23 protein-coding genes are annotated in these 22,543 nt (G+C 73.7%); 9 read left to right on the top strand and 14 right to left on the bottom strand.

Translation table 11 applies throughout. The features are described from left to right. From ABEA15_RS10010 to ABEA15_RS10000, 3 genes are all read right to left on the bottom strand, one after another. Positions 1 to 363 (bottom strand): BlaI/MecI/CopY family transcriptional regulator, encoded by a 363-nt coding sequence (locus tag ABEA15_RS10010; RefSeq protein ID WP_344142582.1) that lies wholly within the window; start codon positions 361 to 363, stop codon positions 1 to 3. A 122-nt stretch (positions 364 to 485) separates the two neighbouring features. Continuing rightward, a complete protein-coding gene (locus tag ABEA15_RS10005; RefSeq protein WP_345556401.1) occupies positions 486 to 740 on the bottom strand; it encodes a hypothetical protein in 255 nt (84 codons plus the stop codon). Then, entirely contained in the window at positions 737 to 1,087 is a 351-nt protein-coding gene (locus tag ABEA15_RS10000; RefSeq protein ID WP_345556400.1) for a DUF6247 family protein, read from the bottom strand. The genes ABEA15_RS10005 and ABEA15_RS10000 overlap by 4 nt, the downstream gene beginning before the upstream one ends. Positions 1,088 to 1,244: 157 nt before the next feature. Here ABEA15_RS10000 and ABEA15_RS09995 point away from each other — a divergent pair, with 157 nt between their 5' ends. From ABEA15_RS09995 to ABEA15_RS09975, 5 genes are all read left to right on the top strand, one after another. Beyond that, the gene (locus tag ABEA15_RS09995) at positions 1,245 to 1,784 is read left to right on the top strand and encodes an O-acetyl-ADP-ribose deacetylase (RefSeq protein ID WP_345556399.1); all 540 of its coding nucleotides are present in this window, start codon (positions 1,245 to 1,247) and stop codon (positions 1,782 to 1,784) included. Positions 1,785 to 1,806: 22 nt separating this feature from the next. After that, positions 1,807 to 2,781 carry an alpha/beta hydrolase gene (locus ABEA15_RS09990; protein WP_345556398.1) on the top strand — a complete coding sequence of 325 codons (975 nt, stop codon included), beginning with the start codon at positions 1,807 to 1,809 and terminating at the stop codon, positions 2,779 to 2,781. A 377-nt stretch (positions 2,782 to 3,158) separates the two neighbouring features. Then, positions 3,159 to 4,451 carry a D-inositol-3-phosphate glycosyltransferase gene (gene mshA, locus ABEA15_RS09985; RefSeq protein ID WP_345556461.1) on the top strand — a complete coding sequence of 431 codons (1,293 nt, stop codon included), beginning with the start codon at positions 3,159 to 3,161 and terminating at the stop codon, positions 4,449 to 4,451. A gap of 119 nt (positions 4,452 to 4,570) precedes the next feature. Beyond that, complete coding sequence (locus tag ABEA15_RS09980; RefSeq protein WP_345556397.1) at positions 4,571 to 5,086, top strand: YbjN domain-containing protein; 516 nt, start codon at positions 4,571 to 4,573, stop codon at positions 5,084 to 5,086. Between the two features lie 81 nt (positions 5,087 to 5,167). Continuing rightward, positions 5,168 to 5,914, top strand: a complete 747-nt coding sequence (locus tag ABEA15_RS09975) for a phosphoglyceromutase (RefSeq protein ID WP_345556396.1) — start codon at positions 5,168 to 5,170, stop codon at positions 5,912 to 5,914. 356 nt (positions 5,915 to 6,270) lie between these two features. Here the strand turns inward: ABEA15_RS09975 and ABEA15_RS09970 are convergent, their stop codons facing one another. Further along, positions 6,271 to 6,633 (bottom strand): DsrE family protein, encoded by a 363-nt coding sequence (locus ABEA15_RS09970; RefSeq protein ID WP_344142571.1) that lies wholly within the window; start codon positions 6,631 to 6,633, stop codon positions 6,271 to 6,273. A gap of 62 nt (positions 6,634 to 6,695) precedes the next feature. Beyond that, complete coding sequence (locus ABEA15_RS09965) at positions 6,696 to 7,478, bottom strand: hypothetical protein (RefSeq protein WP_345556395.1); 783 nt, start codon at positions 7,476 to 7,478, stop codon at positions 6,696 to 6,698. Between the two features lie 308 nt (positions 7,479 to 7,786). Here ABEA15_RS09965 and ABEA15_RS09960 point away from each other — a divergent pair, with 308 nt between their 5' ends. The 3 genes from ABEA15_RS09960 (at position 7,787) to ABEA15_RS09950 (ending at position 11,605) form a co-directional block, all read left to right on the top strand. Further along, positions 7,787 to 8,314: a nitrobindin family protein gene (locus tag ABEA15_RS09960; protein WP_345556394.1), complete on the top strand. Its 528-nt coding sequence runs from the start codon at positions 7,787 to 7,789 to the stop codon at positions 8,312 to 8,314. Positions 8,315 to 9,516: 1,202 nt separating this feature from the next. Continuing rightward, positions 9,517 to 10,545, top strand: a complete 1,029-nt coding sequence (gene ygfZ / locus ABEA15_RS09955; protein ID WP_344142568.1) for a CAF17-like 4Fe-4S cluster assembly/insertion protein YgfZ — start codon at positions 9,517 to 9,519, stop codon at positions 10,543 to 10,545. 286 nt (positions 10,546 to 10,831) lie between these two features. Further along, positions 10,832 to 11,605, top strand: a complete 774-nt coding sequence (locus ABEA15_RS09950) for a GIDE domain-containing protein (RefSeq protein ID WP_345556393.1) — start codon at positions 10,832 to 10,834, stop codon at positions 11,603 to 11,605. 291 nt (positions 11,606 to 11,896) lie between these two features. On the opposite strand, the gene ABEA15_RS09945 is transcribed toward ABEA15_RS09950, so the two are convergent. The 9 genes from ABEA15_RS09945 to ABEA15_RS09905 form a co-directional block, all read right to left on the bottom strand. Beyond that, positions 11,897 to 12,607, bottom strand: a complete 711-nt coding sequence (locus tag ABEA15_RS09945) for a type 1 glutamine amidotransferase (RefSeq protein ID WP_344142565.1) — start codon at positions 12,605 to 12,607, stop codon at positions 11,897 to 11,899. Between the two features lie 18 nt (positions 12,608 to 12,625). Next, positions 12,626 to 13,882, bottom strand: a complete 1,257-nt coding sequence (locus ABEA15_RS09940) for a MurT ligase domain-containing protein (RefSeq protein WP_344142563.1) — start codon at positions 13,880 to 13,882, stop codon at positions 12,626 to 12,628. Between the two features lie 284 nt (positions 13,883 to 14,166). After that, entirely contained in the window at positions 14,167 to 16,182 is a 2,016-nt protein-coding gene (locus ABEA15_RS09935) for a hypothetical protein (RefSeq protein WP_345556392.1), read from the bottom strand. A 410-nt stretch (positions 16,183 to 16,592) separates the two neighbouring features. Then, positions 16,593 to 16,901 carry a DUF1416 domain-containing protein gene (locus tag ABEA15_RS09930; protein ID WP_344142561.1) on the bottom strand — a complete coding sequence of 103 codons (309 nt, stop codon included), beginning with the start codon at positions 16,899 to 16,901 and terminating at the stop codon, positions 16,593 to 16,595. A 108-nt stretch (positions 16,902 to 17,009) separates the two neighbouring features. Continuing rightward, the gene (locus tag ABEA15_RS09925; RefSeq protein ID WP_344142559.1) at positions 17,010 to 17,849 is read right to left on the bottom strand and encodes a sulfurtransferase; all 840 of its coding nucleotides are present in this window, start codon (positions 17,847 to 17,849) and stop codon (positions 17,010 to 17,012) included. Between the two features lie 70 nt (positions 17,850 to 17,919). Beyond that, on the bottom strand, positions 17,920 to 18,342 hold the full coding sequence (locus ABEA15_RS09920) for a DUF4395 domain-containing protein (protein ID WP_345556391.1): 423 nt from the start codon (positions 18,340 to 18,342) through the stop codon (positions 17,920 to 17,922). A 333-nt stretch (positions 18,343 to 18,675) separates the two neighbouring features. After that, positions 18,676 to 19,035: a TlpA family protein disulfide reductase gene (locus ABEA15_RS09915; RefSeq protein WP_425579376.1), complete on the bottom strand. Its 360-nt coding sequence runs from the start codon at positions 19,033 to 19,035 to the stop codon at positions 18,676 to 18,678. A 193-nt stretch (positions 19,036 to 19,228) separates the two neighbouring features. Beyond that, the gene (locus ABEA15_RS09910; RefSeq protein WP_345556390.1) at positions 19,229 to 19,924 is read right to left on the bottom strand and encodes an LmeA family phospholipid-binding protein; all 696 of its coding nucleotides are present in this window, start codon (positions 19,922 to 19,924) and stop codon (positions 19,229 to 19,231) included. 243 nt (positions 19,925 to 20,167) lie between these two features. Beyond that, positions 20,168 to 21,412, bottom strand: coding sequence for a putative quinol monooxygenase (locus tag ABEA15_RS09905; protein WP_345556389.1), 1,245 nt, complete (start codon positions 21,410 to 21,412; stop codon positions 20,168 to 20,170). Positions 21,413 to 21,598: 186 nt separating this feature from the next. Here ABEA15_RS09905 and ABEA15_RS09900 point away from each other — a divergent pair, with 186 nt between their 5' ends. Next, on the top strand, positions 21,599 to 22,507 hold the full coding sequence (locus ABEA15_RS09900; protein ID WP_345556388.1) for an HAD family hydrolase: 909 nt from the start codon (positions 21,599 to 21,601) through the stop codon (positions 22,505 to 22,507). Positions 22,508 to 22,543 lie beyond the last annotated feature (36 nt).

Genomic DNA, 22,543 nt, shown 5'->3' with positions numbered 1-22,543 from the left:
CTACGTCCTCGGCTCGTCGTTTTCCTCTAGAGCGCGCCGGAGCGCCTCGGCCTCACTGCCGTTCATGGACCTCACGAACGCCGCAAGGGCGGCGTCGCGGTCGCCGGTCTCGCCGAGGGCGTCGATCATGAGTTCCGAGACGTAGTTCTCGCGACTGGCGGCGGGACGGTAGCGCCATGCGCGCCCTTCGCGGTCCCGCGCCACGACGCCCTTCTTCGCGAGCCGGTCGAGCACGGTCATGACGGTGGTGTGAGCGAGGTCGCGGTCGGCCAGAGCACGGCCCACATCGCGGACCGTCAAAGGCTCGTTCCGCTGCCACAGTACATCCATCACCGCGCGTTCGAGATCGCCGAGCCGATTCATGACTCTGAGTCTACTCCCGGTAGTACTACACGCCGTCGCGACCCGCCTTCCGGCCCGCTGCGCCCAGTTTTACCCGGATTCGGCGATGGGGATACCCGGGTTCGCTGCCTCTTCCGACCCGGTCATCCCAATGTGGTGACGTGAACGATCACGATCTCGTGCCGGTGATGGGCGACCAGGTACTTGATGAAGCCGGGACCGTGGACGAGCGGAAACTCGCGAAGTCCGCCGCTCCGATCGATCGGGCGCCCGGCGTTGTCCGCGTCCGCCCCCATGAACACGAGTTCTGCCGCGACCCACTCGACCTCAGCACGGACAGCGCTCGGCAGCCCCTCTCCGATGTGGGACGGATCGAAATCCCACGTCCAGTCGCTCACTCGCGCAGCCTCGCGTCCGCGTCGCGCACGATCCGGCTGATCTCCTTGACCGCGTTGTCCGTGTCGGGGTGCCCGGATCCGACGACGTGCTCGAGTTCGGTCAGCCGACTGCCGACCGCAGGAAACCTGTAAATCTCGACATGCTGGGCCCAAGAACGGCAGAAGACGTGCAGCGGCCCGAGCTGCTGCTGCTCCTGCGCCTCGGTGCTGGCTTCCACGAGCTGGCGGTCGAACTCCTTCACCCGGGACGGCGTGATCCTGGAGACCGCTCTGCGCAATACCTCGGGCGTGGCGGCGGGACGGGGAATGAGGGCCGCGTCCGGGTCCTCGCTGTACTGCTCCGTCATGACTCCCCCTGGGCCGAGTGGTCGTTGGGGAGAGGGTATCCCTCCGGGACGGGGATGGGCAGGAGTTCCGGCGCGGTCTGATGTGCGGCGGGCGCCGCAGCGGGGAAGCAGGGAAGGGAGGCAGGGCCGCACGAGGCGACGGGAGAACGGAGTCGGGATGGACATCACGCTGGTCCAGGGCGACATCACCGAGCAGCGGGTGGACGCGGTCGTGAACGCGGCGAACTCCTCGCTGATGGGCGGGGGCGGGGTCGACGGGGCGATCCACCGCGCGGGCGGGCCCGAGATCCTCCGGGAGTGCCGGCGGCTGCGTGACACGTCTCATCCCGACGGCCTGCCGGCGGGCGACGCTGTGGCGACCACCGCGGGCAGAATGCCCGCCACGTGGGTGATCCACACCGTCGGGCCGGTCTACAGCGCGTCGGAGGACCGCTCCAGCACCCTCGCGTCCTGCTACCGCCGCAGCCTGGAGGTCGCGGAGGAGCTGAACGCCGCCGTGGTCGCGTTTCCCGCCGTCTCCGCCGGCGTCTACGGCTGGCCCATGGACAGCGCCGCCGACATCGCCGTGCGGTCGACCCTCGCATTCTCACCTGCATCGTCGAATACATTGAGTGAGGTCCGGTTCGTCCTCTTCAGTCGGGACGCGTACGAGGCCTTCGCCCGAGCGCTCGAACCGAATTCCGGACCTGCCTCTTGACCTCGCCCTTTAGGATCTCGGTGTGTTCACGACCCTTTCCCGCCGGACCGCGGTTCTCGTCGCGTCCTCACTCGTCGTAGCCACGGCGGGCACGCTCGCGGCGGTCCGGGACGAGATGCCCCAGCCCGGCGGTGCGGCCGCCCAGGCCGCCGGAGCCGCGATGCTGCCGGGCGCCGACTCGGCGGTGCACCCGCGCCCCGGCGAGGTCGCGTCCTGCGACAAGGCCGGCACGAACGAGATCATCAAGGTCCCCGACAAGGGCGCCCCCGACGGCAAGCGCCCCATCTGGGTGCGGCGGCCGCCGGGCCCCGACAGCGACGACCTGCCCGTGCTGTACCTGCTGCACGGCTCCACCACCACCCACCTCGACGTCCGCGACGCCGGGGTCGGCGAGGCGCTGGACGAGCAGATGTGCCGCACCGGCGTGGAGTTCGTCGTCGCGGCGCCCTTCGGCCAGGAGGTCGGGGGCAGTGACACCGAGTGGGGCGACGCCGCCGACGGCGACTTCGCGATCGAGACGTTCGTCACCGAAAAGGCGATCAAGGCGGTCGAGGGCGAAAACACCCGCCCGCGCCGGCTGCGCGCGCTTGGCGGTTTCTCGATGGGCGGCTACGGCGCGGCCGCGCTGCCGCTGCGCCACCCCGACACCTACGCCCAGGCCGTCAGCTGGGCCGGCTACTTCAAGGTCGACGACCCCAGCGACACCTTCGGCGACAACCCCGGCGCCCACGCGCCCGACCGGCTCCTCGACGAGCCCGGGGTCGACGACATCCGGTTCATGCTCGTCGAGGGCAAGGACGACCACACCCCCCTGCAGACCGGCAGCATCCACGGAGAGGCCGAGCGCTTCGCCAAGCTGCTGCGCAAGAACGACATGAGCGTGCAGACCATGCACCCCGAGGGCGGCCACAGCTGGGAGACCTGGGTGCCGACCTTCCCGCGGGCCGTGGACTTCCTGGTCGAGGGCTGGACCGCCTCCGCCGCGAAAGGCGGCTGAGCCCGCGCGGCGTTCGCGCCGGCCGCTCCGCGGCGCCCGCGGGCGGCCCGCCACCCAGCGGCCCCGCGGACCCGCGTCCACGCGCGCGCCGCGCCGCCACAGCGAGGCGCGCCTCGCTGCGCCGCTGTGCGAAAGTCCACCCCGGGTGCCGGAGCGCCGACCCTGCGCGGCCATGATGGAACACTGTGCGCCCGCACCCTGTTGAGTGGAGGAGATGTGCGGCCGTGAACGGCGTACGCGCCGGACACGGGCCGACCCGTTCCACCGGGCCCACGGGCAGACCAACGGACAGCACCGGAAGGGACGAAGCAGTGGTGGCGGACAGCCCTGACGCGCTTGAGAAAGGACCCGCACAGCGCTTCCCGGCTCCCGGTCCCCTGGACCGCGGGCGGGTCGGCGGCGGCCCGCTGCCACGCAGAATCGCGTCGATCAGCCTGCACACCTCACCCTTGGAGCAGCCCGGCAGCGGCGACGCCGGCGGCCTGAACGTCTACACCGTCGAGGTCGCCAAGCGCCTGGCCGCCCGCGGCGTCGCCACCGACGTCTTCACCCGGGCCACCCGCCCCGACCAGCCCCCGGTCGTGGAGATGCTGCCCGGCGTCACGGTCCGGCACATCCCGGCCGGCCCCTACGGCGCGCTGGACAAGTCGGCCCTGGCGCACTACCTGTGCCCCTTCATCTTCGGCGTGCTGCAGGCCGAGGCCGACAACGAGCCGGACCACTACGGACTCGTGCACGGCCATTACTGGCTCTCGGGCCGCGCGGGCCTGGCCGCCGCGCAGCGCTGGGGCGTGCCGCTGGTGCAGTCGATGCACACCCTGGCCAAGGTGAAGAACCTCGCCCTGGCCAAGGGCGACGCCGCAGAGCCGGAGTACCGGGTACGCGGCGAGGAGCACCTGGTGCGCAACGCCGACCACCTGGTCGCCAACACCGCCGTCGAGGCCGGCCAGCTCGTCGAGCACTACGGAGCCGACCCCTTCCGGGTGAGCACCGTGCCGCCCGGCGTCGACCTGGACGTGTTCAGCCCCGGCTCCCGGCGGGACGCCCTGCGCGAGATCGGGCTCGCCGAGGACACCGAGATGCTGCTGTTCGTGGGCCGGGTGCAGCGGCTCAAGGCGCCCGACGTGCTGCTGCGCTCGGCCGCCGCGCTGCTGGAACGCGACCCGTCGCTGCGCGGGCGGCTGGTGGTGGCCGTCGTCGGCGGGCTGTCGGGGTCCGACTACGCCCAGCCGCGCCGCCTGGCGGAGCTGGCACGGTCGCTGGGCATCGCCGACATCGTGCGCTGGGAGCCGCCGCGCTCGCGGGCCGAGCTGGTGTCCTTCTACCGTGCGGCCACCGCCACGGTGGTGCCGTCCTACTCCGAGTCCTTCGGCCTCGTCGCCGTGGAGTCCGAAGCCTGCGGCACCCCCGTCGTCGCGGCGCGCGTGGGCGGGCTGCCCACGGCGGTGCGCGACGACGTCTCCGGCGTGCTCGTCGACGGCCACGACCCGGCCGAGTACGCGCGCGTACTGGAGCGGCTGATCCGCGAGCCCGCCCGGCGCGACGCGCTGGGCGCGGCCGCTGTGACCCACGCCGCCGGACTCGGCTGGGAGGCGACGGTGGACGGGCTGCTGGACGTCTACCGTGGGACCCTGGTCGAGGAGCGGCTGCCGGTGGCCTCGGGCCAGTAGCGCCGCGGGGCGCCGGGCCCGCCGCGACCGCCGGAGTCCCGGCCGCCGCGGCCGGAGCGCGGGGCACGCGGCACGCGCATCACGACCGAGCGGCACCAGGGAGGGAAGATCACCCCGACATGTCAAGCCGAGCCAGAGCCGACGCCGTCGCCGCCGTGGAGACCGCGCTTCAGGAGTCCGGGCTCGACGCCGAGCGCCCGGACGCGCAGTCGTTCGTCGTCGCCCTGCCCGGGCAGCGCAAGCTCAAGACGGTGGTGTGGCTGAGCGTGGGCGAGCACAGCCTGCTGGTGAAGACGTTCTTCTGCCGCCACCCGGACGAGAACCAGGGCGGGTTCTACCGCTGGCTGCTGCAGAAGAACGACGGCATGTACGGGATGGCGTTCTCCGCCGACGAGGCCGGCGACGTCTACATCGTGGGCCGGCTGCCGCTCGCCGGGGTCACCCCGGAGGAGGTGGACCGGCTGCTGGGGTGCGTGCTGACCTACTCCGACGAGAACTTCAACGCCGCGCTGGAGCGCGGCTTCGCCTCCTCCATCCGCAAGGAGTGGGAGTGGCGCTACCGGCGCGGCTACAGCATGCGCAACCTCCAGGCCTTCCGCCACCTGGTGGAGGAGGACGGCAGCCCCGCGGGCTGACCCGCATCCCCCGCCGATTGGTCTGGACCACTGCCCTCCCGAGGGCGCGTCCGCAGAGGCGGAGTCGCTAGGCTGGCTGCCATGGCGACTCTGGTTCTACTGCGACACGGCGAAAGCGTCTGGAACGCCGAAGGGCTGTTCACCGGTTGGGTGGACGTCGACCTCTCGGCCACCGGCGAACAGGAGGCGCGCAGGGGCGGCGCGCTGCTGCGCGACGCCGACCTGCGCCCCGGCATCGTGCACACCTCGGTCCTCAAGCGCGCCGTCCGCACGGCCAACCTCGCGCTCGACGAGGCCGATCTCACCTGGCTTCCGGTGCGGCGCTCCTGGCGGCTCAACGAGCGCCACTACGGCGCGCTGCAGGGCAAGAACAAGGCCCAGACCCGGGAGAAGTACGGCGAGGAGCAGTTCGCGATCTGGCGCCGCTCCTACGACACCCCGCCGCCGCCGATCGCGGACGACGACGAGTACTCGCAGGTCGGCGACCGCCGCTACGGCCGGCTTCCGTCCGAGCTGATGCCGCGCACCGAGTGCCTCGCCGACGTCGTGGACCGGATGCTGCCCTACTGGTACGACACGATCGTCCCCGACCTGGCCGACGACCGCACCGTGCTCGTCGCCGCACACGGCAACTCGCTGCGCGCGCTGGTCAAGCACCTGGACGGCATCGACGCCGAGACGATCGCCGGGCTGAACATCCCCACCGGCATCCCGCTGGTCTACGAGCTCAACGACGACTTCACGCCGCGCAAGCAGGGCGGCGAGTACCTCGACCCCGAGGCCGCCAAGGAGGCCATCGAGGCCGTGAAGAACCAGGGCAAGAAGTAGCTCCGCCGTTCGGCGCCGGACACCGGCCCCCTTCGCGCACCGCGCCGCGGAGGGGGCCGCGTGCGTGCCGGGGCGCGGCACGGTGCCGGCGGGAGGCGCCTTAAGCGTGGTTGCCGGGTCCGTCCGCAGCGGGCGGCGCACGCGGGTGCGCCCCCGCCCCAGGCGCGAAGCGCCGTTCTTCCGGCGCGGGGCGCTGCGCTAGGGAGCCGGTGCCGCTCCCGCACGGCCGGGGAAGGAGTCGGGGCGGGTCCCCCGCCGACTGGCGAGAACGCGGCGGGAGCGGTGCCGGGGCGCGGCGCCGGGCCGGGCCGGTGCCGGTGCCGGTGCCGGTGCCGGTGCCGGCGGGGAGCGGACCGCTAGTAGACCAGCGCCTGCGCGCCCTCCCGGAGGGCCTCCTCGACGAAGGCGGGGGCGCCGGCGATGCGGACGCCCTCGATCAGGTCGCCCTCGGCGAGGTCGCGCCGGGCCGCGCACTGGGTGCAGACCGTGACCCGGCCCGCGGCCAGCACGCCCTGGAGCAGGTCCGACAGCGGCGCGGCGTGCGGCAGCGAGAAGGACTCGGCGCGGCCGGGAACCGCGTACCAGGCGGCCTCGCCGGTGAGCCAGAGCGAGACCTCGACGCCGCTGGCCGCGGCGGCCGCGGCGACGGTGAACGCCTGGTTGCAGCGTTCGGGTGCATCCTCCCCGGAGGTGGCCTTGATCACCAATGTGCGGTTCATGCGGCCAGCGTAGCGGCCGCGAACGGCCCTGCCGCCCGGGCTCCGGTGCCGCGTTCCCCGCCTCAGGCGGCCCAGGCGAGCATCAGCAGCAGACCCGCGCAGGCCGAGACCACGGTGCCGCCGCCGAGCAGCAGCGCATCGGCGCCGGCGGGCCGCTCGGGGCCATCTCCGGCGGGGCCGCCGCCGTGCTCGATGCGCAGCCGCCCGTCGGGCGGCGCGGTGATGCACGGGCGGCCGTCACGCAGCTCCACGTAGCCGTGCACGGTGATGGGGTCGCCCGAGCGCAGGATCCACTCGCGGTACTCGAACTCGATGGTCTCGCCGCGGAACAGGCCGGAGATGCGGCCTTTCACACGCGGCAGCAGATCGTCGGCGGGCGCCGGCACACCGCGCTGAGGGCGGCCCACCACCCGCTTCAGGCACAGGTCGGCGCCGGAGAGCGCCGCGTCCTCGGGGTCGACCAGCACCGGCTGCCGGCCGCGGCCGGCGCCGGCGCTCCCGGCGATGCCGAAGACGTCGGCGGCGCCGTAGTCGGCGATGGAGTCGCATGCGCGCACCCGCACCCGCTCACCGGTGGCGGAGTCCTCGGTCAGCGACCAGTAGTGGCGCAGCACCTCGTGGCCGTGCCAGACGCAGTCCTTGCGGGCCAGCCGGGACTCGACGGCGCCCGCGGGGCCGGGCACCGCCACACCCGTGACGCTCACTTCGCCGCCGGCCCTGGCGGCCAGCGCGCGCGGGCGGACGTCGTCGTCGGCGCGCCGTGCGAGCCAGCGGCGCAGCGCGCGGACGGCCAGCGGCGCGAGGACCGCCGCGCCGAGAAGGAGGGCCACCCCGATGACCAGCATTCCAGGCCGCCTCTCTTCGCTAAGTCGGTGGGATCGGCCGCGTGGCTGCCGCCTCGTGCGGCGCCGCGGCGCTGGCATCTTCTCTACCAGGTTCGGCGGTAGGAGCGGACACGCCCGATCGCCGCAGCGACGGGCGTAGCCGCACTCTCCACTCTCGTGCGAGCGAAGTGAACTCCGTGATACCCGACCGGAGAGGCCGCGCCGTGAATAACAGCTGGATTACGGGCCATCCGCGGCGAACACGCGGTGTCACCCGGCGGGCCGCACAGGTGCGTCGCGGCCGCCGCGAGCGGCTACGCTCGGAGACCATGCAGTCAGAGGTGCACCGGGATCTTGAGAAGCTGTCCTTCCTGATCGGCCGCTGGGAGGGCGTGGGCGTCACGGGCTACGCCGACATGGACGAGTTCCAGTTCGGCCAGGAGGTCGAGTTCAGCCACGACGGCGGGCCCTTCCTCGGCTACCGCAGCCATGTGTGGCGGCTCACCGCCGACGGCTCGCTGGACGAGCTGTGGACCTCGGAGACCGGGTACTGGCGCTGCCGCCCCGGCCCCGCCGAGGAGCCCGCCCCGGACACGCCCTCGATCCACGTCGAGGCGCTCATCACCCACCCGGAGGGCTACACCGAGATGTACCTCGGCACGGTCTTCGCCAGCAGGGTGGAGCTGACCACCGACGCGGTGCTGAGCACGGAGACCGGCGAGCGGGTGACCGCGGGCAAGCGGCTCTACGGCCTCTTCGGCGAGCAGCGCGAAACCCTGGGCTACGCGTGGGACATGGCGGCGCGCGGGCACGACCTGCGCTCGTTCATGTCCGCGCAGCTCAAGCAGGTGAGCTAGGCGGTGTGCCGGGGGGATTCGGGTGAAGGCCGGAGCGCCGCCCGCACGTCGCCGCGGATTGCCGACCAGGCGGAACCAGGGCGGTAGTTCCTACGGTTCCCGCCGAACACTCCGTCCTGCGGTAGCCGACCCGCGCACATCAGTCTGAGCACGCTCGTTTACGACACGCGGGCCGCGCCCGGGCCTCCCAGCGGTCCCCTACCGCCCCCGCTGCCGCGGCTCCTCTTCGCCAGCCCGATGGTCGCGGCTTCCCCCGGCGGTCGCGGTCGTTCGTCCATCGCTGCGCTCGGGGGCTCCGGGCTCCACCCTGACCACCGGACCAGCGCAACCCGGGTCGGCCCCTGCCGGAGAAGGGGCCGGGTTGTCCGGCAGCGGAATCCCCGGAGACGGCGATCCCCATCCGCCACCGCCGGCCACCGCTGCTCACTTGGCAGGAAGGCCCTACATAGCAGGCGTGAAGTCCCGGCACGTCGGTGGCAGCCGACACGCCTGCAGCAGCGGTTGAGCAAGAAGAGGGCCTTGTGGTCCCGGTGTGGACTGCGACATCCGCGCCAACCCCCAGGAGGCGGCAAACGGGCCCGCCGCCACCGAAGCCGGGGTCGTGCAACCGCGCCGCAACCACCGCTTGAGCCCGCTCCGGTCGGCTGCGCGCACCGGGGGGCTGGTTCGCCGCACGGGCGACGCGGGCCGGGCGGGAAGGGCGCTCGTTCGGGTGCGGTGCGCACCGCGCGCTCGGCGATCCGCCGCCGCGGCCTCCGACGCTGCGGGCCGCGGGTGCCCGCGGGTGCCCACCGGTGTCCGGACAGGGCGGATCCCCGGGGTGGCCTCCGCCGCGAGGGCGGGGCCGCGCCGACTGGACAAGGTCCGGCGACCCGGGGATCTGGGTGTCCACCGTGGATTCGCTAGGGCGATTCGATCCTTGTCACGCCCTAGCGGGCGGACACCTCGCAAGTCCCAAACGTCTTCACTGTTCGGACCACCTCCTTTCCTGCGTGCCTTCGACACTACGGCGCACGGGAAGAAGGGGGCAAACGGTTTTTTCTGCGCCGTATGGGTCCCGTGCCCGGTTCCCGGGCGGTCTCCGCCGGAGCCCGCACGGCCCTCCGCCTCCCCCTGCGGTACCCCGATCCCGCTCGCCGATCGGCCCTTTCGCTCCGGCGCCGCTCTGCGGGGCGGCGGTGCGGGCGCATACCATCGGAGGTATGACTTCGCCGCTGCTGACGCGTCCCGGTGCCGTCGCCGCCGCCTCGCCCGACTCCGATGTCGCCGCCCACTACGGCGAGCCGGTCCAGGAAGGCCGGGCGCTGGACCGCAGCGCCGCCTGGGTCGACCGCGGGAACCGCGACGTCGTCCGGGTGAGCGGTCCCGACCGGCTGAGCTGGCTGAACGACCTCACCAGCCAGCACCTCACCGGCGCCGCCCCCGGAACGGCCACCGAGGCGCTGGTGCTCGACACCAAGGGCCACATCCGCTTCCACCTGTCCGTACTCGAAGACGGCGCGTCCGTGTGGATGCACACCGAACCGGGCGCCGGCGCCGACCTCGCCGCGTTCCTCGACTCGATGCGGTTCATGCTCCGGGTGGAGGTCGAGGACCTCAGCGACCAGCGGGCCGTGCTGACCCTGGGCGGCCCGGACCGCGAGGCCGCGCTCTCCCTGGTGCCCGATCTCGGCGAGGAGGTCCCCGTCCGGCGCACCGGCTCCGGCGCCGACCTCTTCCTGCCCGCTGAGTCCCTGGAGCGGGCCGCGGCCGCGCTCGCCGACGCGGGGGTGCGCGCGGCCGGCATGCAGGCGCACGAGGCCGCGCGGATCGCCGACCACCGCCCGCGGCTGGGACTCGACACCGACCACCGCGCCATCCCGCACGAGATGGGCTGGGTCGGCCCTGCGGTCCACCTGGAGAAGGGCTGCTACCCCGGCCAGGAGACCGTCGCGCGCGTGCACAACCTCGGCCGGCCGCCGCGGCGCCTGGTGCTGCTGCACCTGGACGGCACCGCCGAGCGCCTGCCCGAGCGGGGCTCCGCCGTCGAGCTGGACGGCCGGTCGGTGGGCGCGGTCGGCTCCTCGGCGCGCCACCACGAGCTGGGCCCCATCGCGCTCGGTCTGGTCAAGCGGACCGTCCCGGTCGACGCCCAGTTCACCGTCGACGGCATCGCCGCGGCCCAGGAGGTAGTCGTGCCGCCCGACACCGGCGCCAACGCCGACATCGGGCTGCGCCGCCGCCCGGCCTGAACGCCCGGCACCGGCGCTCCGCCGGTGGCACGGGGCCGACCGCCCCGCCGCCGCTGGCGAGCCCCCGCATGCGTCCCGTGGGCGGGGCGCGGCCCCGATCCATTAGTCTGCTGCTGCGGATTCCCAGCGGAAGCCCCGCGGCGCACCGCCGCGCGGGCCCACCCGGGGGCGGGCATGGTGCCGACGGGCGGCCGACCGAGCGCCGACGGCGCCCATCCGGTGCGCGGCGCCCTCGGCCGTCGGTGATCCGGCCTCTCCTTCACCACCGACGCGTATCGGACACCCAATGGACGACTTGGCAGTAACCCTCCAACTGGTCGCGCTGATCCTGGTCGGCGTCGGCGGCTACCTGTGGTGGCGCGCCATGCGGGCCCGTGCGCACCGCCGCAGGCTGGAGACCACGCCCAACTACCCGCTGGGCCGGCTGGCGGAGATCGACCCGCTCCCGGAGCGGGCCGAGGTGCTGGCCGAGGCCGCGGCCGGTCCGGAAGGGCTGCTCGTCTCGCCGTACTCGCAGACCGAGTGCGTCTGGTTCCGGGTCGAGGTGGTCCACCACCACTACGCCGACGAGACCGGCGACCGGCTGGAGCTGACCCCGGTCTTCGACCTGCACTCGCACCAGCCGTTCACGCTCAACGACGTGACCGGCTCGGCGCTGTGCCGCCCGCACTGGATCGAGGTGGAGCACGCCGACCTGGTGCACGACCGCTTCGACGAGGGCGCCGTACCGCCCACCGACGCGCTGTCGCCGCCGCACCTCGACACCGAGGAGCGGGGCGTGTGCACCGCCGGCACCAAGGTGGCCGGACCCGCCGCCCTGACGCCCGGCTGCACGTTCCGCGAGTGGGTGGTCCGCCCCGGCGAACGGGTCTTCGTACGCGCGTCCCCGCACCGCAAGGACGGCGGCGTCGTGCTGGTAGGCGGCGAGGACGACCCGATGATCGTCTCCACCCACAACGAGCAGGAGCTGATCCGCGAGGACCGCAGCAAGGAGGTCGTGGGCTACACGGTGCTGCCGGTCGCGCTGGTGCTGCTGGCCTTCGCTCTGCTGCTGGGCTAAGGCGTGCTTGGCGGGCCCGCGTCCGCAGCGAGCGGCGCACGCGGGGCCCCGCGCCCCAGGCGCTGAGCGCCGCTTCTCCGGCGCGGAGCGCCGCGACAGGAACCGGTGGCGCTCCCGCACGGCCGAGAAGTGAGTCGGGGCGGGCCCCCGGTCGACGGACGCGATCGCAGCGGGAGGGGTGCCGGGGCGCCGCGCAGCAGCACAGCGGCCCACCGAACACGCCCGAGGCCCCGACCCGCCCGGCCCTCCGCGTCCGCGGAGCGGAGGCGGAGGGCCGGGGACGCCCGCGTGCTACAGCGCCGCCGCCAGGCGCTCCTCGTGCAGGGTCTCGCCCCAGGAGGGCGGAAGCGGGGCCAGTTCGCCCACGCGCAGGCGCAGCAGGAGGTCAGCCAACTGCGGGTTGCGCGGCAGGGCGGGACCGTGCAGGTAGGTGCCCAGCACCTGGCCCTGGTAGGCGCCCTCGGTCTGGCCGTCGTTTCCGATGCCGGTCAGGGTGCGCGACAGCGGGGTGGCGCCGCGCCCCAGCCGGGTGCGGCCCTGGTGGTTCTCGAAGCCGGTGATGCGGCCGCCGCCCAGCTCGGGGGCGACGTCGGCGACGATCTCGCCGACCGCGCGAGACTCGCCGCGCCCGCTGCGGATGTCCAGAATGCCCACGCCGGGCAGCGGGTTGTCGTCGTCGTCCCCGTAGGTCTCGCCGATGATCTGGTAGCCCGCGCAGACCGCCAGCACCGCCGCGCCGCGCTCGGCGGCGCGCTTGAGCCCGCCGTCGGCGCGCAGCCGGTTCGCCGCGAGGATCTGGGGGCGGTCCTCGCCTCCGCCGAGCAGGTAGACGTCGCCTTCGGCCGGGACGGGGTCGCTGGAGTGCACGTGGACGATCTCGGTCCGGATGCCGCGCTGTTCGGCGCGCCGGCGCAGGATCAGGGCGTTGCCCTGGTCGCCGTAGGTGCTGAGCAGGTCGGGGTAGATCCATACGATGCGCAGGACGCTGCTGGTGTCGCTCATCAGATGCCCTTCTCGCTCCTACTGGACGCGGCCGTAGTCGGCGCGGATCTGCTGGAAGGCGGTGTAGTTGGCGATGACGTCGATCTTGGTGATGTCGGGGGACTCGGCCTTGACCTTGGCCACGACGTCGCTGACCCGGTCGGCGACCTCGAAGGGGACCTCGTCGGTCTCCAGGCGCAGCGCCAGGTCGGTGCGCCGCTCGCCCATCACGAACACCCGGCGGCCGCGCAGCACCGAGTAGTCGACGTCCCACAGCCAGGAGGTGTCCTTGCCGTCGGGAATCTGCGCGTTGACCGAGAGGATCACCGGCACCCGCGGCGGGTCCAGGACCGCGAAGGACTCCAGCCAGCCGGCGGGGTTCTTGGCCAGCAGCAGGCGGACCTCGACGCCGTCGGTCACCACGGACGTGTAGCGCCCGGCGACCGAGCGGATCTCCTGCAGGCGCGGCAGGGACTGGGCGGGCTGCAGCCCGTAGGCCGCGGCGGTGGCCATCGCGATCGCCGCGTTGGCGCGGTTGGCGTCGCCCGGCAGGCTCAGCCGCAGCGGCCAGGTCTGCCCGGCCGGGTCGACCACGGTGTCGGCGTCGTTGTCGACGGACCAGGTGGCTTCGGGGCGGCGCATGCCGCACTCCGGGCACTCCCAGTGCGGGTCGGGGTCGCGCTTGAGGTGGCCGCCGCACTCGGGGCAGCACCAGGAGTCCTCTTTCCAGCGCTGGCCGGCCGAGACCCAGGTGGCGTAGTCGGCCCCGAGGCCGGCCCAGGCGACGAGCGGGTCGTCGGCGTTGGCGACGACGTGGGCCTGGCTGCGGCCCAGCGCCTCGCGCCACTTCTTGGCCAGCAGGTTGATCTCCGAGGCGCGGTCCATCTGGTCGCGGCTGAGGTTCATCAGCACGACCACCGCCGGGTTGGCGGCCTTCAGCACCTGCGGCAGGTACTTCTCGTCGACCTCCAGCACGGCCTCGCGCGCGTCGGGACTGTTCGCCAGCGCGGTGATGTGCCCGGTGGGCATGTTCGCGCCGTGCTCGTTGGTCGCGACGGGGCCGAGCTCCCGCAGCGCCGACGCGATCAGCCGCGTCGTCGTGGTCTTGCCGTTGGTCGCGCTGACCAGCGCGAGGCGGCGGCCGCGCGAGAGCTGGGCGAGCAGGTCCGGCTCCACCTTGAGCGCGATCTTGCCGCCGATGACGGAGCCGTCGCCGCGCCCGGTGGCCCGGGACAGCGAGGCCGCGCCCTTGCCCAGGACCGAGGCCAGTTGGGCACGCAAGGGAAGTTCGCTCATGATCCCCACAACGTTCGGAAAAGAGAGAGTGAGTGCGATGCGCCTGGGCGCCAGGCGGTGCGTCCCAGACTATTGCCCTTGCCCCACCGCACGGATACGCCGGAGTCCGCGGCCGGACCGGGCGCGAGGCGGCCAGGCTACCGGAGCGCCGGCCCCGCGCCGGGCACGGCCCGAGCCGGGCGGGGCGTGGCGCGAGGGCGGAGCGGCTCCGGCGGGCGGTCCCGGCGGGCGGTCCCGGCGGGCGGTCCGCGGAGGCTACCGCCGCGCCTGCGCGCACCCGGCCCTCAGACCGCGCGCCAGTCCAGCCGCTCGGGCGGCGGCCCCAGGTTGGGCGGGGGGTCGTCCTCGGCCGGGGTGCCGCCGTCGTCGGGGACGGCCTCGGCCGCGGCCGGCGGGGCCTTGGGGGCTTCGGCGACAGTGTTGAGAGTGGCGTCGGGCAGGGTGAGGATGCCCGGGTTTGCGTCGGCGAGCACGGGGCCGCCGGGTCCGGGCAGCACCACGGCCGTCGGCGGCAGGGTGCGCAGCCCGTGCACGTCGGCGCGGTGCTCGCCGACCGCGTCGGCCGCGCCGCCCCGCTCGTCCGGCGCCTCGCCGCCGATCCCGGCGGCCTGGGCCGTGGTGCGCCCCCACGTGGTGGCCGCGCGGACATGGCGGGCGAGGTCCAGCGGCGCCAGCGACGCGGCCGCGTTGCGCATGGAGACCGGAGCGGTGACGTCCTCCGCGGTGTCGCCGACGTAGCCGTCGGCCACCGAGCCCAGCAGCGCCTCGCCGATGACCTCGGTCAACCGGTGGACCCGCAGTGCCGGAGCCCGCTGCTCCGGCCCCGTTCCGGCACCGGCCGGCGGCGTGCCGCCGGACTCCAGCAGCGCGGGCAGCACCCGCGCGGCAGCGGCGGCGCTGGGCTGGCGCATCGCGACCGGGAAGCGGCCGCCGCCGGACAGCCAGTGCTCCGCGTCCTCGGCGACCTCGCGGAACAGCAGCACCAGCCCCGCACCGGCTCCGGACGCGGTCTCGCCCAGCCGCTCCAGGTCGTGGGCCGGCAGCGACTCCGCGCCGGCGACCACCACCGTGTGCTGCCAGGGGCGGGCGGGCACCTGGTCGGCCGGGGCGCGGGTGGCGCGCAGCTCCAGCAGCTCGCTCAGTGCGGCCACCGTGTAGGTGCCGTAGGCGCGCGCGGAGACATCGCCCAGCGTGCGGTCGGTGGCGATGACCTTCACCTGGGCGTAGGGCTCCTCCTCCGCGCGGCGGCCGACGCCCTCGAACGGTGCCAGGTGCTGTTCCAGCCCCCAGGCGCGCTCGCGCACCGCCCGGTCGTCGCCGCAGCGGTCGCGCAGCTCGGTGCGCCGGTCCGCGGGGATCGGCCCGAGGACGGGGTCGGAGTCGGCCCCGGGGTCGTCGGAGGGGGTGCTCAGCGCCCGCAGCCCGCCGATGAGCTCGGCGACGCTGATCTGCGGGCCCAGTACCTCGAACAGCCGCAGCAGCAGCGTCTCGTCGGCGTCGATGTCGGCCTTCGCGTCGGCGGCGCAGGCCAGCGAGGCGAGGATGCGGGCCCGCTGCCCGGCCCCCAGGTTGGTGCCCAGGTTCATCCGCTGCAGGTCGGCCGGGAGCACCCACACCCGCGGGATGACGGCGGAGCGCTTGACCAGCGAGCACAGCTCGGCGGCGGTGCCGCGCCCCGAGAGGTCGACGACGGTGAGGTCGCCCCCGACGCGCAGCAGTGAGGCACCGACGGTGGTGAGCAGCGCCGACCAGCCGGTGTGGTCGCCCCCGGCCACGACGACGGTGTGCGTGCCGTCCGGCGGGCGGACCCCGTACCAGCGGGGCTGGGACTCGTAGACGCGCTTGCGGCTCTGCCACTCGGCGTAGGCGCGGGCGTGCTCCTCCTGGCGCTCGCGCAGGTCGCGTTCGCGTACGGCGCGCTCGGCCTCCAGGCGGCTCTTCTCGGCGCGCAGCCGCTCGCTCGTGACGCGGCGGCCCTGCAGCAGGGCGACGGCGATGGGAAGCGCCACGGCCGCGCACGCCAGGCAGGCGACGAGGACGAACAGGCCCGGCAGCACGCGCAGCGGCCACAGCGGCAGGCACAGCAGGGCGACGGCTCCCAGGACGGCCAGGGCCGCGTACAGCGGGCGGTGGGTGCGTGCCTCGGCACGGCGCTGGGCCGACACCCACTCCGCGCTGAGGGCGACGCGGTCGCCGGGTGAGGGGCGCTGCGGCGGCGGGCCGGGGGCGGGCGCCGGCACCTCGTAGCGCCAACCGAGGTAGGTCGGAGTCGGATGGGGTCCCGATGCGGGATCGGCCACCTCGAAGCACCTCCTGCCCGGCATCGGGGCGGCCGGGTCGGCATCGCAGGATATGCGGAGATCGTGCGGAGACTACCGCAGATGTTGGCAGGAGGTCTCCGGGTTTTCACGACCCGGCCGCGAATCGCGGCCGGCGGGCCGCGCCGGAGCGCGCGGAGGCTGCTCCTCCGGCGCGCGGGCGCGGCCGGTCGGGCGGCCGCCGCCGCGACCGGCCGCGGAGCCGACGATCCGGCGGACACGAGGCGGACGCGCGGACGCCACCACCCGTTACCGGCCGGCGGGCCGCCTCTCGCCGACTCTCGCCGCCTCTTCGGGCGAGCCGACGGTGCGCGAAAGCAGCGGACGCCGGTGCCGGCGGGGATGCACCCCGCCCGCATCGGCGTCCGCGCGTCGTCCGGCCGCGGCCGTGCTCAGGCGTCGACCTGGAGGTCGACCACCTTCCCGGTCTCCGCGTCGACCTCGTACTCGCCGGTGAAGCCCTTCGAGGCCAGCACGCGCACCTTCCACGCGCCGTCGGCGGCGAAGAAGCGGAACGTGCCCTCCTCGCCGGTGGCCACCTCGCCGACGAAGTCGTCGGAGCTGTTCAGCAGGCGCGCGTAGGCGCCGCTGAGCGGCACGCCGTCACGGCGCACCACGCCCTGGATGACCGCCTGGTCGCCCGCGTCGGCGTCGGCCAGGGCCACTCCCCCGACCGGCGCTCCGCATCCGTTGTCGCTCACTGCGTCTCCTCCTAGGTCGTTGCCGGTCCGGTGCTCGTTCGGCGCCCGGGCCGGTGCCCTGCGCCCGCCGCGCGGACCGGCCGGCGGGCCGTGGCGGCCGCTACTCGGCTACTTGGCCTCGCCCAGCTCCACGGGCACGCCCACCAGCGAGCCGTACTCGGTCCAGGAGCCGTCGTAGTTCTTCACGTTGTCCAGTCCGAGCAGCTCGTGCAGCGCGAACCAGGTGTGCGAGGAGCGCTCGCCGATCCGGCAGTAGGCGATGATGTCCTTGTTCAGGTCGACGCCGGCCTCGGTGTAGAGCTTGCGCAGTTCCTCGTCGCTCTTGAAGGTGCCGTCGTCGTTGGCGGTCTTGGCCCAGGGGATGTTGCGCGCGGTCGGGATGTGGCCCGGCCGCTGCGCGCTCTCCTGCGGCAGGTGCGCCGGCGCCAGCAGCTTGCCGGCGAACTCGTCGGGCGAGCGCACGTCGACCAGGTCCTTGCTGCCGATGGCGTCGACGACCTCTTCGCGGAACGCGCGGATCGAGGTGTCCTGCTCCTTGGCGGTGTAGGCCGTCTTGGAACGCTGCGGGACCTCCTCGACCAGCTCGCGGGAGTCCAGTTCCCACTTCTTGCGGCCGCCGTCGAGCAGCTTGGTGTTCTGGTGGCCGTAGAGGCGGAAGTACCAGTAGGCGTAGGCCGCGAACCAGTTGTTGTTGCCGCCGTAGAGCACCACGGTGTCGTCGTTGGAGATGCCCTTCTCGGAGAGGAGCTTCTCGAAGCCGGTGCGGTCCACGAAGTCGCGGCGGACGGGGTCCTGGAGCTCGGTCTTCCAGTCGATCTTGACGGCGTTGCGGATGTGGCCCTTGTCGTAGGCCGACGTGTCCTCGTCCACCTCAACGAGGACGACGCTCGGCTCGTCGAGGCGGGCCTCCACCCAGTCGGCGTCCACGAGGACGTCGGAGCGGCTCATGGGGAACCTCCTTCAATCGTCGGTTGGTCGTTCGTTTCGCCGCGGGGGCGGTCGTGCGGTGCCGGACGCCTCACGGGGTACGGCCCGCCGGGGTCAGCCGGCGCATCAGCAGGAACATCTCGCAGCCCAGGCACAGGCCGAAGGCGGCGTTGAGGAAAGCGGCCAGAAGGGCGAGCGCGGTCGCGGCGATGCCCAGCCAGGCGCCGACGGCGAGGTAGCCGACCAGTCCGACCAGCGCGAACACCAGTCCGACCGCCTGGGCGAAGCGCGGCGGAGCCGAGTCCTCGGTCTCCGGCGGCGGGCCCAGCCGGGGGCGGATCAGCCAGGCGTAGAGCAGGCCGTAGGGCGAGCGCCGCACACCGGCGGCGACGGCGGCGGCGAATACCAGCGCCTGGGCCGCGAGCAGCCACACACTGCCGGTGACCAGCACGATCGCCAGTACTGCGGTGGTGATGGCGGCGGCGAAGCGCTGACCTCGCGGGTCGACCTGCATCGTGGACTTACCACCCGGGTGAGTGCTGCTGCTTGCGGAGTCGAGGGCGGCCGGCGGCCGGACGTGCGCGGCGGGCCGAATCAGGCCCGGGGGCGATCGGCTCTAGCGGACAGCACGACAGAGTGCGGTGGCGACGTGGCAGAAGTCCACGGCGCGCCGCTTGGTCAGAAACGGCTCTGTCGGAGAACTCACGCCCCTGATGGTACGTGGTGCGCACACGGATGTCACGGGTGGGTCGACTCACAGACCCCCGTCCGGCCTGGGCATCCGCGCCACCGCCGGCGGCCGGCCGTCGCGGCCGGCCCGCGGCCCCTCGGAGGGAGCGGCGCAGGGCTAGGGGATCGCCTCGCCCAGGGCCGCGATCACGTCGGGCTTGCGGGGCTGCCCGGCCGCCCGCTGGGTGATGCGGCCTCCGGCGTCGAGTACGAGCACGGTCGGCGTGCGCATGATGTCCAGCCGGCGGACCAGGTCCAGGTGCGACTCGGCGTCGACCTCGACGTGGGCCACACCCTCGACCATGGAGCTGACCTCGGCGAGCACGCGCCGGGTCGCGCGGCAGGGCTGGCAGAAGGCGGTGGAGAACTGCACCAGGGTCGCGCGCTCGCCGAGCCCGGCGCCCAGGTCGACCTCGGTCAGCTCCTGCGCCGCTCCGCCTCCGGCTGCGGGGTGTCCGCTCGCCGCCCGTGCGTCCATGCCGGATACCTCCCCGGATGCCGACTGCGCCGCCGCCTGCCGGAGGCGCGCCCGGCGGGCGCCGCCGAAGGCGCGGAAGCGCCCGTCGAACCGGCGCCGCAGCAGGCCGAAGGCGGTGCCCAGCACGAGGACCGCCGCCAGGGCGGCGGCTCCGGCCAGGGTCTCGGCGCCCGGTGCGCCCGCGTCCACGAGGCTACCCGGCGGCGGGCGAGGTGCCGACGAGCTCCACGTCGCGCGCCTCCGCCATGACCTCGACGCCGTTGGGCAGGGCCTCGATGCTCTGCACCTCGAGTCCGAACGGCATCTCGGGGACGGGCACCTGGAGCGACAGCATCTGCTCGACGAGGTCCATGCCGCCCAGCCCGGTCTGGCCGACCTCGATGTCGGAGGGGGTGACCATGATGGAGTCGTCCTCGACCGAGACCTGCAGGTCCGCCGAGACCGGCGTGCTGTACTGGCCCAGCGCGAGGTCGCCCGACATGCGCGGCTTTCCGTTCTCGTTCTCGATCACGATGCCCTCGGGCAGGCGCTTCTGCAGCTCGCTGTAGGGCAGCGTCACCTTCGCCTCGGCGGTGCCCGCCACCACGCTGGGCTGGGTCATCAGATCCGACAGCGGGGCCGTGACGTCGCGCGCCGTGACGTTGACGCGCTCCAGCTGGACGCTGTCGACGACGATCGCCCCGGTGACGATCCTGATCTCGTCGTACTCGCCGCTGACGGCCTGCGTGAGGAAGGGGAAGCCGCCGATGGTGACCTCGGGTTCGGAGGCCATCTCGTACTGCTGCTCGACACGCGAGGCGATCTCGCTCTCCGCCGCGTAGTGCAGGCCGCGGTCGGCGACGGCCACCACGATCAGCACGAAGATCACAAAGACGAGGAACTTTCGCATCGGGCTACCAGCACGCTCCTGTTGGGTCCGGCGCCCCGCCCGGCTCCGACATCCGGCCGGCGGGCACGCCACGGCGGCGTCGGAGGGCGCCCAAAGCTCGGTACTTGATCGAAGGGTACTTCACGCGTATCGCCGCTCCGGGCCCGAGGGGGATATCCCAGCGAATTCTGACGAAGCACCCAGGCGCCCGGCCCGGTCCTGTCGGCAGGGCCGAGGGGCGGCACCGGCCGAACGACGACGAGGTTAGCGCGGCATGAGCATGCTGGCTAGGTTGTCGGTCGCGGAGGCGCCCGCGAGCGAGAGCTCGATCACGTTGGTGGCGACCACCGCCGCCGTGCTCCGCCTGCCGAACTCCAGCACGTGCGGCTGCTGCTCGTGCTCCTCCATCGCGAGCTCGTCGCGGTAGATCGCGTAGACGATCCGCTGCAGCGGCGCGCTGGGCACCGTGTGGCAGGCGAAGAGGAGGGTGTCCGGCTCATTGCGGGCGACCTGGTCGACGACCTCGTCCGCGGCCTCGTCGAACGCGTCGGCGCGGCCGTCGGCCAGCGTGTAGATGGTGATGACGCCGAGGATGCGCTGCTGCCGCGACGAAGCCGGGGCTTGCCGGCCCGCCGGGGCGCCGCGGGCGTCCCGGTCGTCATAGGGCTCGTCGTCATAGCCGTCGTAGCCGTCATAGCCGTCGTAGTCGTCGTCGTACTCGTCGCGGTCGCGCCGCCGGCGCCTACCCCACACACCGTCCTCCTCATCGTCGGCGGCGTCGTCGCCGCGTTCGTCGCCGCGGCCGCGGCCCGATCGGGAGCGGCCGCGGGCCCTGCGGTTGGGACGCTCTCGCGGGGGATCGACGGCCCGCAGGAAGCCCACCCACAGGGCCGCAAGAGCACCGAGCATCAGCAGCTGCCCGAGGATACCGAGGCCGAAGCGGCTGACGACGACCTCCAGCAGCACCGCGAGCCCCATCAGTGCGAGCACCGACAGCTCGTGCCGGGAGAGCCGGGGCTGGTCGCGGAGCCTCCGGGCCACCACGATCGCGCAGGCCACCAGCGCCACCGCGGCGAACACGTGCACCAGGGCCAGCGCCAGCGCCGGGATGGTGTCGTAGTGCTCGCGCATGACCGGGTAGTCGTTGTCGAACCGGCCGCGAAGCCGGTCCATGGTGAGCACCACCAGCGGCACGACGCCCAGGGTGGTCACCACCAGGCGGGTGCCGAAGCGCGCCCGCGCCGATCCCACCGCGTACTCCACGGCCCCCCAGCCGATCAGCAGCGGACCCAGGTGCCCGATGCCGATCTGCAGGATGCGGAACGTGGCTTCGTTGAAGCCGAGCAGCGCACCGGGGAAGGCCGCGCTCAGCGCGATTCCGAGCACGACCGCTGAGGCGCCCCAGGCCGCAGCGAAGAGCCGCGGCCTTCGGGCGCCGCGGGCGATCAGCGCCGCGCTGGCGCTCCAAGCCACAAGGGCGCAGACGAATGCCAGTCCAACCTCGACCATTCCGCTAATGATGGTGCACTCGCGGCCCCTGCCGTGAATCCGCGGGCATATTCTTCCGCCCGATTTGCCCTACTCACCAGTATTTGAACTGAATCAGCGGTTTGACATGTGAGTTACCTCACCGGACACAGAGCGGTATCCGCCGGGTTGTCCGGCCGTGCGCGGAGGGGTCTTAGGCTCGGAGGCATGTGGCGTTATCTCCGTCGGGCCGACCGCGGCCGTGCCGTCCTGGCCGGCGAGGCCTCGGCGGCGGCCGCCGCCGAGGCCCGCAGCGGCGCGGCGCGGAGCCTCCCGGCGCCGGCGGATCCGGCTGCCGGCGCCGACCGCACCGGCGCGCCCATCGCCTTCTTCGACGTCGACAACACCCTGATGCGCGGCGCGTCGATCTACCACTTCGCCCGCGGCCTGGCCGCACGCGACCTCTTCACGACCCGCGACCTCCTGCGCTTCGCGTGGGGGCAGATGCTCTTCCGGGCCAGCGGAACCGAGCAGCCCCAGCAGATCAACGCCGCACGCGAGGCCGCGCTGGCCTTCGTCGCCGGCCACGACGTCGACGACCTCGTGGGACTGTGCGAGGAGATCTACGACGACACGATGGCCGGCCGCATCTGGGAGGGCACCCGCCGCCTCGTCCACCGCCACCTCGCTCGCGGCGAGCGCGTGTGGCTGGTCACCGCCACGCCGGTGGAGCTGGCCGACATCATCAAGCGCAGGCTCGGACTGGACGGCGCGCTGGGCACGGTGGCCGAGACCGTCGACGGGGTCTACACCGGCCGACTGGTCGGCGACCTGCTGCACGGCCCGGCCAAAGCGGCCGCCGCCGAGGCGCTCGCCCGCCGCGAGGGCGTCGACCTGGACGACTGCACGGCCTACAGCGACTCCAGCAACGACCTCCCGCTGCTGGCTGCAGTGGGCCGCCCCAACGCGGTCAACCCCGACGACGCGCTGCGCGGCCACGCGCTCGCGGCGGGCTGGCCGGTGCACGAGTTCCGCACGCACCGCGCCGCCCTGCGCGTAGGCGTGCCCGCGGCGCTCACCGGGGCGGTGGCCGGAGGCGTCGCAGTGACCGTTCTGCGCCGCCGCACACGCCGCTGACGGCGGCGCCGCGCCGCAGCGCGCGAGAGCGGTAGG

This window comes from Streptomonospora halophila (genome assembly GCF_039542725.1).
Taxonomy (GTDB): Bacteria; Actinomycetota; Actinomycetes; order Streptosporangiales; family Streptosporangiaceae; genus Streptomonospora; species Streptomonospora halophila.
Note: the sequence above shows the minus strand (reverse complement) of the source record. Positions and strands in the feature narration are given on the sequence as shown.

Excerpts from the sequence above, each read along its gene's own strand:
- ABEA15_RS10010 (WP_344142582.1), bottom strand. The coding sequence starts at position 363 with ATGAATCGGCTCGGCGATCTCGAACGCGCGGTGATGGATGTACTGTGG.
- ABEA15_RS10000 (WP_345556400.1), bottom strand. The coding sequence starts at position 1,087 with ATGACGGAGCAGTACAGCGAGGACCCGGACGCGGCCCTCATTCCCCGT.
- ABEA15_RS09995 (WP_345556399.1), top strand. The coding sequence starts at position 1,245 with ATGGACATCACGCTGGTCCAGGGCGACATCACCGAGCAGCGGGTGGAC.
- ABEA15_RS09980 (WP_345556397.1), top strand. The coding sequence starts at position 4,571 with ATGTCAAGCCGAGCCAGAGCCGACGCCGTCGCCGCCGTGGAGACCGCG.
- ABEA15_RS09975 (WP_345556396.1), top strand. The coding sequence starts at position 5,168 with ATGGCGACTCTGGTTCTACTGCGACACGGCGAAAGCGTCTGGAACGCC.
- ABEA15_RS09970 (WP_344142571.1), bottom strand. The coding sequence starts at position 6,633 with ATGAACCGCACATTGGTGATCAAGGCCACCTCCGGGGAGGATGCACCC.
- ABEA15_RS09965 (WP_345556395.1), bottom strand. The coding sequence starts at position 7,478 with ATGCTGGTCATCGGGGTGGCCCTCCTTCTCGGCGCGGCGGTCCTCGCG.
- ABEA15_RS09960 (WP_345556394.1), top strand. The coding sequence starts at position 7,787 with ATGCAGTCAGAGGTGCACCGGGATCTTGAGAAGCTGTCCTTCCTGATC.
- ygfZ (WP_344142568.1), top strand. The coding sequence starts at position 9,517 with ATGACTTCGCCGCTGCTGACGCGTCCCGGTGCCGTCGCCGCCGCCTCG.
- ABEA15_RS09950 (WP_345556393.1), top strand. The coding sequence starts at position 10,832 with ATGGACGACTTGGCAGTAACCCTCCAACTGGTCGCGCTGATCCTGGTC.
- ABEA15_RS09945 (WP_344142565.1), bottom strand. The coding sequence starts at position 12,607 with ATGAGCGACACCAGCAGCGTCCTGCGCATCGTATGGATCTACCCCGAC.
- ABEA15_RS09940 (WP_344142563.1), bottom strand. The coding sequence starts at position 13,882 with ATGAGCGAACTTCCCTTGCGTGCCCAACTGGCCTCGGTCCTGGGCAAG.
- ABEA15_RS09925 (WP_344142559.1), bottom strand. The coding sequence starts at position 17,849 with ATGAGCCGCTCCGACGTCCTCGTGGACGCCGACTGGGTGGAGGCCCGC.
- ABEA15_RS09920 (WP_345556391.1), bottom strand. The coding sequence starts at position 18,342 with ATGCAGGTCGACCCGCGAGGTCAGCGCTTCGCCGCCGCCATCACCACC.
- ABEA15_RS09915 (WP_425579376.1), bottom strand. The coding sequence starts at position 19,035 with ATGGACGCACGGGCGGCGAGCGGACACCCCGCAGCCGGAGGCGGAGCG.
- ABEA15_RS09910 (WP_345556390.1), bottom strand. The coding sequence starts at position 19,924 with ATGCGAAAGTTCCTCGTCTTTGTGATCTTCGTGCTGATCGTGGTGGCC.
- ABEA15_RS09905 (WP_345556389.1), bottom strand. The coding sequence starts at position 21,412 with ATGGTCGAGGTTGGACTGGCATTCGTCTGCGCCCTTGTGGCTTGGAGC.
- ABEA15_RS09900 (WP_345556388.1), top strand. The coding sequence starts at position 21,599 with ATGTGGCGTTATCTCCGTCGGGCCGACCGCGGCCGTGCCGTCCTGGCC.